Origin of the sequence: Clostridium sp. YIM B02551 (genome assembly GCF_022324735.1) — a bacterium.
GTDB lineage: Bacteria > Bacillota > Clostridia > Clostridiales > Clostridiaceae > Clostridium_T > Clostridium_T paridis.
On record NZ_JAKGTF010000003.1, the window covers coordinates 180,271 to 195,275 of the forward strand.

11 protein-coding genes and 1 other annotated feature are annotated in these 15,005 nt (G+C 28.6%); of the genes, 2 read left to right on the plus strand and 9 right to left on the minus strand.

What is annotated here, in order from left to right:
• Positions 1–112: 112 nt before the first annotated feature.
• The 3 genes from L1S47_RS05090 to L1S47_RS05100 form a co-directional block, all read right to left on the minus strand.
• A complete protein-coding gene (locus L1S47_RS05090; protein ID WP_238882391.1) occupies positions 113–679 on the minus strand; it encodes a SpaA isopeptide-forming pilin-related protein in 567 nt (188 codons plus the stop codon).
• 86 nt (positions 680–765) lie between these two features.
• Positions 766–6,012: a diguanylate cyclase gene (locus L1S47_RS05095; RefSeq protein ID WP_238882392.1), complete on the minus strand. Its 5,247-nt coding sequence runs from the start codon at positions 6,010–6,012 to the stop codon at positions 766–768.
• A 33-nt stretch (positions 6,013–6,045) separates the two neighbouring features.
• Entirely contained in the window at positions 6,046–6,306 is a 261-nt protein-coding gene (locus L1S47_RS05100) for a hypothetical protein (protein WP_238882393.1), read from the minus strand.
• Between the two features lie 241 nt (positions 6,307–6,547).
• On the opposite strand from L1S47_RS05100, the gene L1S47_RS05105 reads away from it, so the two are divergent.
• Positions 6,548–7,249, plus strand: a complete 702-nt coding sequence (locus tag L1S47_RS05105) for a polysaccharide deacetylase family protein (protein WP_238882394.1) — start codon at positions 6,548–6,550, stop codon at positions 7,247–7,249.
• Between the two features lie 121 nt (positions 7,250–7,370).
• Positions 7,371–7,859 (plus strand): amidase domain-containing protein, encoded by a 489-nt coding sequence (locus tag L1S47_RS05110; protein WP_238882395.1) that lies wholly within the window; start codon positions 7,371–7,373, stop codon positions 7,857–7,859.
• Positions 7,860–7,905: 46 nt separating this feature from the next.
• Here the strand turns inward: L1S47_RS05110 and L1S47_RS05115 are convergent, their stop codons facing one another.
• From L1S47_RS05115 to L1S47_RS05140, 6 genes are all read right to left on the minus strand, one after another.
• Positions 7,906–8,925: an N-acetylmuramoyl-L-alanine amidase gene (locus tag L1S47_RS05115; RefSeq protein ID WP_238882396.1), complete on the minus strand. Its 1,020-nt coding sequence runs from the start codon at positions 8,923–8,925 to the stop codon at positions 7,906–7,908.
• 139 nt (positions 8,926–9,064) lie between these two features.
• The gene (locus tag L1S47_RS05120) at positions 9,065–9,703 is read right to left on the minus strand and encodes a hypothetical protein (RefSeq protein WP_238882397.1); all 639 of its coding nucleotides are present in this window, start codon (positions 9,701–9,703) and stop codon (positions 9,065–9,067) included.
• Between the two features lie 138 nt (positions 9,704–9,841).
• A complete protein-coding gene (locus L1S47_RS05125) occupies positions 9,842–10,366 on the minus strand; it encodes a tryptophan transporter (RefSeq protein WP_238882398.1) in 525 nt (174 codons plus the stop codon).
• A gap of 84 nt (positions 10,367–10,450) precedes the next feature.
• Positions 10,451–10,687, minus strand: a binding site (T-box leader).
• 483 nt (positions 10,688–11,170) lie between these two features.
• Entirely contained in the window at positions 11,171–13,015 is a 1,845-nt protein-coding gene (locus L1S47_RS05130) for an extracellular solute-binding protein (RefSeq protein WP_238882399.1), read from the minus strand.
• The gene (locus tag L1S47_RS05135; RefSeq protein WP_238882400.1) at positions 13,016–13,879 is read right to left on the minus strand and encodes an ABC transporter permease; all 864 of its coding nucleotides are present in this window, start codon (positions 13,877–13,879) and stop codon (positions 13,016–13,018) included.
• A complete protein-coding gene (locus tag L1S47_RS05140; protein ID WP_373689030.1) occupies positions 13,876–14,955 on the minus strand; it encodes an ABC transporter ATP-binding protein in 1,080 nt (359 codons plus the stop codon). Before L1S47_RS05140 ends, L1S47_RS05135 begins: the two co-directional genes overlap by 4 nt.
• Positions 14,956–15,005 lie beyond the last annotated feature (50 nt).

Sequence of the window (15,005 nt, forward strand, 5' to 3'; positions counted from 1 at the left end):
AAATTAAACAATAGTATTCAAGGGAATAAAAACTCATAAAAGATTGTTTTTATTCCCTCTTAGTTTTAAGAATCTATAAATTTTTACAAAACTATATATAAATTAATTAAGTTTAAAACCAGAAGCCCCAGCCGCCACAGAAGAATAGAAGTAAAATTATTGCTAATTCACAACCACAATCATTTCTTCTGCAATCTCTTCTGCGTAACCTGTTTACAACTATAATAGTAGCTGTTTCTACTACATCATTGATTTCGACTTCATTCCATGGAATATAAGATGGTTTTTGGAAGAATCTCTTATCTATTTCTTGTACTACTCTATAGAATCCATTTGGAAGATTATCAAAGATTACTCTACCATTACAGTCTGTAATCTTGGAACTTATTAGTTTAGGACATCCCCCAGTAAGTCTATATAGATTTACTTTTACTCCAGATAAAGGTTCTCCACTTGCACTTCTAAATTTCGAATAAACAACTATACTGCCTCTTGCTTCATGGTGATGATCGTGATGATGATCATCGCAATCCTCTTCATGAAAATCATTGCATATATCCCCTTCGTTTTGACAATCATATTCATATCCATCATCATTTCTGAGATAGCTCTCGAATATATCATTACTTTCATTTCCTTCTAGTGGAAATCTAGTTTCTTCTTGACTACTTTGAAACATATAAATACCTCCTTCGATGTATTTCCTATAACATAATATGTTCGATAGGAGGTTTTTGTGTCACATTATAAAGAAAAAAGCTATGCTTAAAGCATAGCCGAAAATATACCTACTAATGAACTTACAAAATTCAAGTCATTATAACTAAATTCTTTCTCATTTATAGAAACAGACAAATATATTACTCCTTTAACTTCACCATTTTTTATTAAAGGAACTATTAATAGTGATCTCCAGTCTGGCATCCATGTACTGCCATCTTGATTATATACATTGTCCCAATCTACTAAATATCTTCCACTTTTATTTGTTATTACTTCTTCTACTAAATCTTCATTAAATCTAGAAACCTCGTACCAACCATCTTCATACCTTTTCCTCGAATACCTTTCTTTAACTTTATCGTCCTTAACCAAGAAAAAGGTTATTTCATCGGATTCTACTATTTCATTTATTCTAGACATAAGCTCATATATCTTTTCTGATAAACTACCCCTATTTTTTATTATCTCAATTACATCCATAATAGCATTAACTTTTCTATAGTCATTACTAGTATTTCCTGATAATATTCCTGTTAGCTTATCATTAGCTTGACTTACTTTTCCATACTCTCGATCCCAAAGTACAGTCTTATTCTTCCCTGTATTCTTTGCAACATATAGGGCTTCATCCGCTCTTTTAATAAGTTCATCAGCTCTTGTAGAGTCAATCGGAAAATTAGAAACCCCTATACTTATAGTAAGCTCACGTCTTCCCCCTAGTATATTACTTTCCCTAACTTTTTCTCTAAATTTATCACATTCCAACAAAGCCTTATCCTTATTCTTATTTGGGAAAATAATTACAAACTCTTCTCCTCCATATCTACTTAATATATTTTCAGGTTCTAAACTATCTTTTACGATTGCAGCAACTGATCTTAAAACTTTATCTCCTAGATCATGTCCAAACTTATCATTCACTCCTTTGAAATTATCAACGTCAAAGATAGCAATTGAAAATTCTTTATGCTCTAGTCTAGAACTTTCTAATAAATCAGCAAAGGTTTCTTCGAAATACTTTCTATTATAAACTCTTGTTAACTTATCAATAGTTGAATTTATTGTTAGATATTGTTTATCTAACAGAAACCCAAATAGCGGAATCAATTTCTCCAATTTTTCAAGAGTTTTTTCATTGATATTATTTAAATATTTATTAGAATATAAGATTAATGTACCTTGAGTATTTTCAGTTGCCTTAATCCTAATCCTATTTTTTATCCTTAAGCATATTGCAGCTTTCATTCCTTTAGGTAACAACTCTTCATTAAACCGATTTTCTGAATCTAAAGCTTTTTTTATTATCTTAGTTCCTTCATCAATATTTAATCTACTCTTAAAAAACTCAACATTTCTTTTAGGGTTTATTGCTCTATTTGTATGAATTATAGATTCAACCCCATCTGCATCCTGCATAGTTACAATGGCCCCATCTGCTAATGTAATTTTACATAAATACTTTGTTAAAACATCTATGTTACTTATTATATCGCTTTTAAATACATTAAATACATCATACATATTTTTATAAAAGTTATAAAAACACTTGTCAAAATTCTCTTCTAACTCATATAATAATTCTTTATTTTTAATTAAATTTGATATTTCTAATACATGCAATAAATCTTCAAATTCTTCTAACGAACCAATATATTCTACTTTCTTCAGCAATTGCTTTCCAGTTATCTTTTCCAGGCTGCTTGCAAATTTATTATATGCATATAGAAATCGTCCATAATTAATATAGTTTAACTTACTTTTATTTGGTAATGAGTTTATATTATTAACTATTAGACTTAAAGCCATGTAATAGTATTCTATAGCATTGAATGGAATATTAAGCTCTTCATAAGTTTCACCTATCCTAATTGTTACCTTACCTACTAAGCTTTCATCATCTACATTTTCTATAAGTCTTTGGAGCTCCGTTACTATAGATAACTTTCCATTTCTCTCATAAAGCAATTTAATATAATTTAGCTTTAAAATTAGTTTTTCATCAATGCAAACATTGTTTAAAGATTTATATAAATCTCTACCCAAGTCTTCATAAGATAAATCATTAAGCTCAAGTATTGTTTCTATTGTTAAATCAACCTTAAAGTATTCATCTCTTATTAATTTCATTTCCTCTAAAATTATATTTATTTCACTTATTATATCTTCTAAGTTCTTACAATTTCTTAGATTATAGAAATGATATTGACATCTTAATTTGCTTACTAACTGTCCTGTAAGACCAAAACTTTCTTCAATAACTGAAGACATTATTTCTGAAGCCATTTGATAATCTTTAATTTTATATAGGTATCTAGCCTCATTACTCTTTAGGGATTTTCTGAAAGCTTCTCCAATATTATACTTAGAAGTTACTAATAATGATGCTTCCAAATATCTATGTGTTAATTGAAGCTTATCCAGATGTAAATAACAGCTACTAAGATAAGAAAGAACTATTCCCTTATAGAACTCATGATTCCATTCGTTAGCTTTTTCTAATGCCTTTAATAAGAGTTCTTCTGAATCAGCAAATTTTCGCTGAGACATTAAAGCTGCTGCCACATTTATTTCTGTAAGTATGTTTAAATCCTTAATTTGATGTTTGTCTGAAGCCTTCTGTGCATTTATAAAAAAGCTCAAGGCTCCCTCTAGATTTTCCTCTATTTCAAATAGTGTTGTTCCTAAATAGATATTAGATGAAATTACTCCTCTTAGATTAAAAGTCTTATTAAATAAACTTTTTGCCTTATTTAAGCAGTCAATAGCTTCTTTCCCTTGAGAAATATTGAGATAACAATATCCAATGTACAAGTTTAAATATCCTTTTAAGTCAAAATCTTCACTCCCACATATTTCGAGTGCTCTCTCTCCTGCTTCAATAGCTTCAGAATATTTACCTATAAAGCAAAGATGTTTTAGTAATGCTAAACTATATATTCCTTCGCCATACTTATAATCAAGGTTATTTAGAATACCTCTTGAATTTTTTAAATAATATTCTGTTTCTTTTATTCCATCTATTCTATAGCCAACTATAGCTAAGCCTGAATAGCAAAGGGATTTATCCTCTTGACTATCAGTTTTTTCTATTACATTAAAATAATAGTTTGTTGACTCTTTAATTTCCCCTTGTCTATAGTATAAGTCTGCTAAGATTAAAGCAATTTCAATATATTCTTCATTAGAGATTTCTTCTGCTTCTAATGCCTTTTTATAGTAATAAATCGCTCTGATATTATCCCAAGACTCTAACTTCTGTCTTCCTCTGTTTTTACAAAAGTATATAAGTTTTTTTGTTTCACCTAAAACATCAAATTGATAAATAAGTTCATCATTATAGTCATGACCTAATTCAATTTCATGCTCTAATAATTTTGAAATTTCTCTGTGTAATTCTTTTTTCTCTTTTTCATCTATACTCTTAGATACTATCTTTTTCACTAGATTATTATTTATTTCATAAAGTATTGCTCTGTCAGAAATTTTTTCAGAAATATATCCTTTGTTTTGCAATAAATAAAATTCATCATAATTATTTTTATCTAATACATTTGCTTTAAATAAGAAGTCTTCTTCAACTGCACCATTTATAACAGACATCTTCTTCATGATTTCATATTCCTTAATTGAAATCTCATTTAAGCTTCTCTCAATTTCTAATTCGATGTTTCTTGGAAGTGCAATTTCCTGCTGCTGTAAGTTTAATTTCCATCTTCCAGTCTGTTCCGATACAAAAAGTAATTTATCCTCAAATAATTTCTTTACAACTGCAATAATATACATTGGATTTCCCAATGTTTCTTTATATATCTTATTAGAAAAATCATAAAGTTCTGATGATGTATTCATAATATTTCTTATTAATTGTCTAGATAAAATCTCATTTAAATAGGATATTTTATATTCTTCATAACGCTCTGTTAATTTACAATTATATATTAATTCTTCTACTTCCTCATGTTTCTTTAATTTATTTTCATTATAAGTTATAACAATAAGTAGATTTTCAAACTGTGATTCTGAAAGAAATAAATATTTTAATAGCAGTTTAAAAATCGTACTACTACTTTCTATATTATCAACAAATAGAACAGTGAATTTATTCCTAGTTATTTCTGAAAGTAGTTTTGCAACTCTGTTTATTGTTTGTAATTCCCTATTGCTTTTACTTATCTCACTAGCCTCATGAGGGAGAGCTAGTAACCTACAAAATTCCTCTAAGTACTGTCCATATTTTTCTATTAAATTTTTATCTATAAAACCTAAAAAATACTCAAAAATGTCCTTTTGCTTAATTTGTCCACCAGAATTTCTCTTTATATCATCTGAATCAATTAAGTTAGCATTGTAATCAAATTTATTATAGATTAAAGTTTTAAAATAATTTAATAATTTTGTCTTTCCGCTACCTTCATCTCCATCAATCCCTATTATAGAAAATTTATTTTTTTTAGAAATTATGTTATCCACTACTTGAGAAAATCTCTTAATTTCATAATCTCTTCCTATAACTTCAACATCTTCTATTATTTTATTTAAAGAATTGTAATCGAATCTACTGTACTCTTTTTCAAAATGAATATTTATATAATCTATACACTCATTTAAAGAAATAAACATTTTATCTCTTATGTTTTTATATAAAGCTAAAATTTTACTACTATTATCACTTCTATTTTCTAATTCGTCTTCAAAAATCCCATAATAAATGTTTGAAATTTCAATATGATTAAAATCATACTCTTGAATTTCATGATTACTTCCAAGTATGTCCACTTCTCTATTTTTATTTATAACGCTTAATTTTTCTATTTCCATAGTTAGAATATCAGTCAACTTAACTTCATCTTCACTATAATAAATATTGTCCAAAGATAAGTTTCTATACTTGTATCCTTTAATACTCAATGTATTAATTATGTTTAGTACCTTTGCAAATAGATTCAGCTTAAAATCAAAAGTGCTCTTCATCAATATTTTTGATTTAATAACATCTTCGTATATTGGATCTATAAGATATGCATATTTTCTATTTTCTAAAACAATACCATCAATATTCTCAATAGTTAAAAATTCATGCACATTAACTAAACCTGGGAAGTTTAAGTTTTTAATCCAGGTTATATTTGATAAAATATGTTCTTTTATTCTTTCATTTAATACTTTAGTTTCAATTACTTTTAATACATATACTTTTAAATCATCTAAATCTTTAACTAAGTAACTATTAATTTCATCACCCATAGAAATAGTTTTTTCTATTCTATACCTAGAATTAATTAACTTCATTTTACTTCTCCTACCTATATCAAATAAATCCCTCTACTTTTTAACATCCTCATAATCTACATCTATAACATTTCCATCTGTATATTCTTCCTGTCCTTTATAAGTAGTTGAATATCTATTTACATTATTATGTTTTCTGCTTTTTAACATATTATTCTTTATGTATCTATAAGCCCAGAATATAACTAATCCAATTAACACATAAGGTAAAATCCAAGATAATAAGGCTATTACACCAACAATTATGAATATTGTTACTACTAAATAAATCAATGTATTTAAACCTTTTCCCATTTAACTCATCCTTTTCATAAGCTTTTTTTTAATTACATACATTATAACATAATTTCAATTTCTTAACTTCTTAATTTTTATTTATTTTTTATAATTTTATCTTAAAAATATATGGAGCAAACTCACGCTTTTATATTTTATAAATTAGTAGAATATTGAATTCACTCCTTTTATTACTTAATAAATATCTAATATTTTTTGTTTTATAGCAAATAATACTTGTGAAAAGGAGCTGATTGAAATGACGAAGTCTAAATTTACTTTTTTTATAACTTTATTCTTATTATTCACATTAAATTTTATTCCTTGCTATGGAATGGAAAGTGAAGAAAAAGTTATATATATTACTTTTGATGACGGACCCACTAAAGTAAGTAATAAGGTTCTAGATGTTTTAGATGAATATGGAGTAAAAGCAACCTTTTTTCTAATAGGAGAACAGATTCAGAGAAATAGAGATGTTGTGTTTAGGATGTATGAAAATGGTCATAGTATTGGACTACATTCTTATACTCATAGTAGAAATAAAATTTATAGCAGTAGAAGTTCATTTTTAGATGAAATGAAAAAAACTCAAAAAGAGCTTGAGGAACTTACTGGTTATAAGTCTACTATATTGAGGTTTCCTTTTGGATGTAACAATAATATGTATAAACTTGATAATAAAATGGTTGATATGCTTCATAGTGAAGGTTTAAAGATATTTGATTGGAATGTTGATAGTAAGGATGGTGCAATTCAAGGACTATCCTCATATGATATTCTTAAGAATTCTAAAACCGATAAAAATAGAATAATATTACTGCTTCACTGTAGTTCTAATAATAAAAATACTGTTAAAGCGCTTCCATCTATAATAAAGTATTATAAAGAAAAAGGATATACCTTTAAAACTATTGATGCTAATACTGATGAACAATTTAGGGTAATAAAAAAATCGTAAAGGCGATAATGAGCTTTAGATTATAACTCAAACTTATAATTTTATTTATAACCTTAAAATATTGTAGATTCCTAAAGAGTAAAATAATATACTAATTTTATAATATTATTTTGGAGACTGTATGATAGAAGTTGATAGGATGAAAATAGTTGATTATGCCTATGAATATGCCCTTTATCATAATAAAACCTTCAGCTACTTAGGTAATATGTATTCTGGAGGAAGTGACTGCGCTAATTTTGTTTCTCAAAGTATTCATTATGCCGGCTCACCCATGAATTTTAATAATCCTTTATGGTACTATAGAAATAAAAATGACTATTCCATATCTTGGGCTACAGCTCATGGTTTATACTGGCTACTACTGGAAAACTATAGACGTAATCTAAAAGGACCTAAGGGGAGAATAATTGATAAAAGTGAAGTTTCCCCAGGAAACTTAGTTTTCTTCCAAAAGAAAAACAATTTTATTTTTCATTCTGCAATTGTTACTTCTTTTAATAAACTTGGTGATCCACTTATTTCTCAGCATAGTATAGATGCTCTAAACAAAGAGATAAACCCTAACTATTATTTTCTTAATATGTATTTCATTGAGGTTTATATTTAATAGGTGACTATAGTTCATATTATAGTCACCTTAATTATTTTATTAACTAAATTTTAACTGATTCTTTTTTAACCCATCCTGACTTTGTAAACTCACCTTTATCTGTTGTATAAACAATGTTTAACCACGAACTTTGTTCTTCTAAAATTGTTACTTTTTCATTTTTAAATACTCTACCAATTACACTCCCATTTGCATTTGAATAAACATCTAAATCTTGTAGAATAGTAGCATTATATGGATTTAAATATTGAATCCAACTTCCAACACTAACATATGCATATCTACTTCCAGTTGGCGTAGGATAAATTATATATGCAAGTTGTCTAGAATAAGATACATCTAAAACTTTTATCTTGTCTCCAATATCCACTCTTCTATTTGGAATAATTTCTCCTTTAGCATCTCTTACATACAACCAATCATATCTAACTCTTGCATTTGGCGTATAATTACTTGTATTCCCTGAATCTCCAGGTGTTGATGGTGGTGTTGGTGTTGAAGGATTTGAACCTGAAGGATCATAATTAGCTTTAGAAGTACTTCCAGTTACAGCCTTAACTATTGCATTTGCAATTGAATTAACATTATATCTATTCATATCTTCCTTAGAATCCAAAAAAGCACACTCAACAAGAACGCATGGCATAGAAGTATATTTCGGAATAAAAAGATTTCCAACTTTCACACCTCTATTATAATATCCTATTTTACTCATCTCACTGCATATTTCATTTGCATAAGCTTCTGCTTGACCACCTCTTCCAGATATCCAAGCTTCCACTCCAGTTCCTCCACCTATATTAAAATGTATACATAAATGAAGAGCCGAACCAATACTATTAGCTTCTTTTACCCTAAATCCTAGTGAACCATTTACTGAAGTAAATTTTTGATCCCAAGGTGTACAATCTTTCACCACATATCCTAAATCACTTAATTTAAGCATTATTGCCTTCCAAACATCTTTAGTACAATTATCTTCAATCCTTATACCGATAGCACCAGTATCCGGATAAGCATTATGTCCAGCATCTCCGCTTATGATACTTCCCTTACTTAACATATCCTATCACTCCTTTATCCTAAGTTATATCTCTATATAATATGCAGACAAAGGAATTTATGAAATAAAAAATGAACATATACATAATCTAATACAAATTTTCTAATTGTATTTTGATATGTATATGTTCTACTTATTATTAAAGTGAAATTTCTCTTGTGTCTTCGGAAATTTTATTAAATTTATAATCTGCTCTTAAATTTTCTACGAAAGCTTTTATCCATTCATCTCTTAATTCATAAAAACTATTTACATTTCCACCTACAATATTCCAGTATTGTCCATGAATATCCATTGTCGATTGCCATACAATATGTTCCTCTGAATTTTCTACTATTTCATTTACTCTATCACATGGCATACCATCAAGTATAAAATTATTAACTGCTGTAAATGCTTCTGCAGGTGATTCTATACTATTTCCTTCATTTAAATATTCCTCTGCGTTCTTCTTTCCTTTTTCTATGTAAATTTCTTTTACTGATTCTAAGAAAGATTCTCCAATTTCCTTAACTCCCTTAGTAATTAATGCTGCCTGTCTGCTCTCAGCAGAAGTAATTTTCTCTTGTAGCCATCCATGAATGTTAGATGTATCTATCATATCTTCTAATGGTTTCTTTTCTGTTGGTTCCCCATACTTATTGTATATTTCTGCTATCCACTCATCTACTTTATAGCCTTTGTTTTCAAGCATATTTTGAATTTCTTCTTCTATACCCTCAAACCATGTAATTTTATTAAATAGCCAGTAATGTATCTTTCCTAAAAATAAACTCATTTTTTCAACCTCTTTCATTTTTTCTATTATGTTCTTATTATAAACACTTTATATATATTTATCAGTAACATGTGTTACAAATGAAAAGGCTGGAGAAATTTTTCTCCAGCCTTTTTTCATAAGATTAAAATTATAATCTTACAAATCAAATGATTTAGCAGCACCACTTCTTCTTAAAGATGCCTCAAATATTTTGAATAATACAAGCCCAGCAGCTAAATTTATAACTGTAGCTGGTAAAACTACTGTAATAAATAAAGCACTAAATGGGGCAGGTAATCCCACAATATATAGAGCAGCTGTTAAAAATATAGTTCCACTAATTAATGTTCCTATTGGAAGTGTTAATGCTAGTACAATATTTTTATTTAACCTATTTCTTATTAAACTTAGCAAACCATAAACTATAGTAACAGTTACTACTTTATCAATAATATTAGGAATTTGTCCTCCTGGGAATTTTGTTGTTAAAGCAGTAAATATTCCAGTTATTATTCCAGCTGTTAATACAGTTTTAAAATCCTTATTTATCATCATTATTATAAATAGTGTTGCTAAAGCAAAATCTGGTTGCATTGGAAATCCTAAAGCTGGTGTAAATTGATGTAGCATTAAGCCTATTGCTAAAAGAATTGCATTTAATGTTAATTTTTTTGTGTTCATTATGAACGCCCCCTTAATAAATAATTTTTAAAATAGCCCTTTATTGATAATAAAAAAGAATAAAAAAACTCCGTCCTATTATATTAATAGGACGGAGATTAAATCCGTGGTGCCACCTAAATTGCGTATAAAACGCCACTTAAATCAGGTACTAACATACCTTATTTCTCTTAACGTAGAAACTACGATTCAGCTACTCTCACTGGATTTCACCTTATTCCTCAAAGGCCCATTCATTATAACCTCTTGTGTTGAGATTCCACCATCCTCAACTCTCTTTAACAATTTATTATAACTACTCTTCCTTATCAAAGGATTTAAATATTCTCTTTATATTTATATTATAATAATGAATTTCTAAAGTCAATATGTTTCTATAGGGTTTTTGATAGGAAACTTAATTTATTCTTGATTGCAAATGTCGGCTTCTGGACATTTACAGGCACGAATAAGTTAATAGTTGAACTTAAAACCCTATTACTTATCCTCATTAGATTTTTTATCTTTTATTAATGATGCAATTAATGCTGCTACTGCTAATGATAGTATAGTTGCTTTTCCTTTATTTTTTAGTGCCAAAAAGATCACTTCCCATCTATTTTACTTATTTCTATTATAAATATGAAATAAGTGTAATTCAATAATTATTGGGTTTTTTATAGGAAACTTAATTTATTCTTGTTTGAAAATATCGGTTTGTGGACATTTTCAGGCATGAATAAATTTTTAGTTGAACTTAAAACCCTAAAGCTATGCAAAATTTTATTTGCATAGCTTTTTATTGTGATTTTTGTGTTATATATGTTAATTTTCTTGTTTTACTGATGTCCAAATATCATCAAAAATCTTAATTTTATCTCCAATATCTTTTAAGTATTCTCCTTTTTTAACTTCTTCGCTAGGAGGATATACTGCTTTATCTGCTATTATGTCTGGGTCAATTAAAGGGTAGGCTGCCTTATTGGGATTTCCGTATGGAAATGCCTCTGATATTTCAGCACTTATTTCTGGTTCCAGAATAAAGTTTATAAATTCATGTGCTAAGTCATTATTTTTAGCTCCTTTAGGAATAACAAAGTTATCCTGCTGTAAAAATAACCCCTCCTTAGGCAATACCATTTGAATATTTTTATTTTCTCTTTTTGCTAAGCTGCTTTCAGCCCCCCAAGCAAATATGGCTTTTGCTTCACCATTTATTAGCATAGTTTTAGGTGAGTCACTATCATATGCCTTTATATTTGGCTTTAATTTAATTAATTTTTCTTTAGCTTTTTCAAGTGCTTCTGGTGAAGTTTCGTTTAATGAATAACCTAAAGACTTTAATGTTAAGCCAATGATTACTCTCTCATCGTCCAATACTACAAGAGAATTTTTAAACTCTGGTTTCCATAAATCATCATAGCTTGTTATTGTACTTGGATCAACCTTTGAAGAGTCTACTCCTATGATTCCTGCAAGCCACATATATGGAATAGAATATTCATTTCCTCTATCAAAAGGAAGATTCATAAATTCATCTCCTAAGTTACCTATATTAGATAACTTATTCTTATTTATCGGCTCTATTAAATTTTGTTTTTTTAGGATTTCCACCATATAATCTGAGGCTACAGCTAAATCATAATTGGATCCTCCTGCCATAATCTTCGCAAGCATTTCTTCATTTGAGGAGAAGGTACTATAATTCACCTTACAATTATATCTTTCTTCGAACTTATCTATAACTGACTGTGGTAAATACTCTGACCAGTTGAATACATTTAGTTCTCTTTTCTCTTCACTTGGTCCTTTAACAAACTTAAGTATTCCTCCACTTATAAATAACACACATACGGTAATACTTAAAAGTATTGCTCCAACCTTTTTCATATTTATTTGATTATTTCTAAGCAATGCAGATAATAAGATTATAATCAACGTAAATAAAAGCATAAGAGTTGATAGTGCATTTATCTCTGGAGTTACTCCAAATTTCACCATTGAGAATATCTTAAGTGGCAAAGTGACACTTTCTGGTCCTGCTGCAAAAAAGCTTATTATCATATCATCTAATGATAATGTAAAAGATAAAAGCGCTCCTGCCATAACTCCTGGCATTATTATTGGAAGGGTAATTTTGAAAAAAGTTTGAGTTTCTGTAGCTCCTAAATCCCTTGCTGCCTCTTCAACTGATTTATCAAAATCATCTAACCTTGTTTTTACTGTACTTACTACATAAGCTATTGAAAATGTTATATGTGCAAGTATTAGTGTTACCATACCAAGAGGTATTCCTGTATATGAGAAAAATGTAAGTAGTGATATACCTAAAACTATTTCAGGTATAATAACTGGAATATATAATAAGCCTTCTAAAAGACTTCTTCCTTTAAATTTATATTTGTACATGCCTACAGCTGCCAAAGTTCCTATAATTACTGCAAACACGGAACTTACCAATGCAATAATAAAACTATTTTTAGTTGCTACAAGTATTCCTTGATTCTCTAACAAACTTCTATACCACTTTAAGGTAAAGCCTGTCCAGGTCACATTAAGTTTTGATTCATTAAAAGAAAAAGCTATTAAGACTATAATAGGTATATATAAGAATGAATACATAAGTAGTCCGTAAAGTATTTTAAGACTTCTACCCCTATTTTTCTTCATCTATAGCACCTCTTTTCTTATGGACTCACCACTGCCACGTCTTGATAAGGCCATAAAGATTAGCATTACTGCTATTAGTACTACTGAAATAGCCGAACCTAATGGCCAATTTCTTGCTGTCAGGAATTGATTTTTAATAAGGTTACTCATTAAAACAACCTTACTTCCTCCCATTAGATCACTTATAAAGAATAATCCTAAGGTTGGTATAAATACTAATAGACTACCTGAAGCTATACCTGCTCTAGTTAATGGTAATATAACATTTATAAAAGTACTGGTTTTGCTTGCACCTAGGTCCCTTGCAGCTTCAATGTAAGACTCGTCAACCTTCTCAATTGACGAATAAAGTGGAAGCACCATAAATGGTATCATCATATAAATCATACCTATCATTACTGCAGCATTGGTATACATAATCTCTATAGGTGCGTTTATAATATGCAATTTTAATAAAATAGTATTTAATATTCCTTCTGATCTGAGCAATATAATCATCGCATAAGTTCTTACTAAGGAATTAGTCCAAAATGGTAATATAACTAGCATAACAAGTATAGGTTTTACCTTCTTATGAGCTCTAGCAATTATATAAGCAAATGGATATCCAAAAATCAAACATAAAGCTGTTGATGAAACTGCAATCATTAAGGAGTTAAAGAATATTTTTATATAAAGTGGATTAAATAACTTTCTATAGTTATCTAAAGTAAATTTATATTGTATGTCTCCTACCTCACCTCTAACACAGAAACTAATAACAAGAATTGAGATAGCGGGTATTAAGAAAAAAATTATCATCCAAAAAGTTACTGGACTTAATGTAGCAAGTGCTCCAATATTAATTCTTCTTTTCCTTATCATGACTTCATCACCACTAGATTATCTTGCTTCCAAGTAACATATACATTAGTTTCATTGTCAAAATCAAAATTATCTTCTGTTGATTCTAAAACTTGTATTTCTTGTCCACTCTCAAGAGTAACTATGGTTCTTTGAGTTACACCAGTATAAACTTTTTCTTTATATGCTACCTTTAAAGACATAAGTTTATTTTCAGAATTAGATAGGCTTAATTTTTCTGGTCTTATAGCTAAAAATAACTTTTCGTTAACCTCATAATTTTTATTCTCTATTAATACATCTTCACCTGTATTAATTGATAGTATTGCTTGGTTATCTTTTAATTCTTTAACTATAGCTTCTAAAATATTTGCCTCTCCTATAAAGTCTGCTACAAATTTTGTTGATGGTTTTTCATATATTTCATAAGGAGTTCCTATTTGTTCTACAACTCCTTCATTCATTACTATTATTCTATCTGACATTGTTAATGCTTCTTCTTGATCATGTGTAACAAAAATAAATGTTATCCCTAACTCTTTTTGCAAATGCTTTAGTTCAAACTGCATCTGTTTACGAAGTTTAAGATCTAGAGCTCCTAATGGCTCATCTAACAATAATACTTTGGGATTATTAATAACCGCTCTGGCTATTGCAATTCTTTGCTTTTGCCCTCCACTTAATTCTGAAGGCATCCTATTTATGTATTCCTCCATTTTAACCATTTTAAGCATTTTTTTAACTTTCTCATCTATTTCCTCACTCTTTACCTTCTTCATTCTAAGACCAAAGGCAATATTATCATAAATATTCATATGAGGAAAAAGTGCATAGTTTTGGAATACAGTATTTACACATCTTTCATTTGGATCTTTTAATGTTACATTTTCATCTTGAATTATAACTTCACCATTTGTAGGTCTCTCAAAACCTGCAATTATTCTTAGTGTTGTGGTTTTCCCACACCCACTAGGTCCTAACATCGTTAGAAACTCTCCTTGATTAATTGTTAGATTTAGGTTATCAAGAACTAACTTTTTATCTCCTTCAAACCTCTTTGAAACATTCACTAGCTGAACAAATGCATTCACGGTCACACCTTAACAACTCCTTCCAAATCTTAAAAATTAAAAACCCTTCCTATCCA

Bases quoted from the DNA above. Each gene is read 5' to 3' on its own strand.
- L1S47_RS05090 (WP_238882391.1), bottom strand. From the start codon at position 679: ATGTTTCAAAGTAGTCAAGAAGAAACTAGATTTCCACTAGAAGGAAAT.
- L1S47_RS05095 (WP_238882392.1), bottom strand. From the start codon at position 6,012: ATGAAGTTAATTAATTCTAGGTATAGAATAGAAAAAACTATTTCTATG.
- L1S47_RS05100 (WP_238882393.1), bottom strand. From the start codon at position 6,306: ATGGGAAAAGGTTTAAATACATTGATTTATTTAGTAGTAACAATATTC.
- L1S47_RS05105 (WP_238882394.1), top strand. From the start codon at position 6,548: ATGACGAAGTCTAAATTTACTTTTTTTATAACTTTATTCTTATTATTC.
- L1S47_RS05110 (WP_238882395.1), top strand. From the start codon at position 7,371: ATGATAGAAGTTGATAGGATGAAAATAGTTGATTATGCCTATGAATAT.
- L1S47_RS05115 (WP_238882396.1), bottom strand. From the start codon at position 8,925: ATGTTAAGTAAGGGAAGTATCATAAGCGGAGATGCTGGACATAATGCT.
- L1S47_RS05120 (WP_238882397.1), bottom strand. From the start codon at position 9,703: ATGAGTTTATTTTTAGGAAAGATACATTACTGGCTATTTAATAAAATT.
- L1S47_RS05125 (WP_238882398.1), bottom strand. From the start codon at position 10,366: ATGAACACAAAAAAATTAACATTAAATGCAATTCTTTTAGCAATAGGC.
- L1S47_RS05130 (WP_238882399.1), bottom strand. From the start codon at position 13,015: ATGAAGAAAAATAGGGGTAGAAGTCTTAAAATACTTTACGGACTACTT.
- L1S47_RS05135 (WP_238882400.1), bottom strand. From the start codon at position 13,879: ATGATAAGGAAAAGAAGAATTAATATTGGAGCACTTGCTACATTAAGT.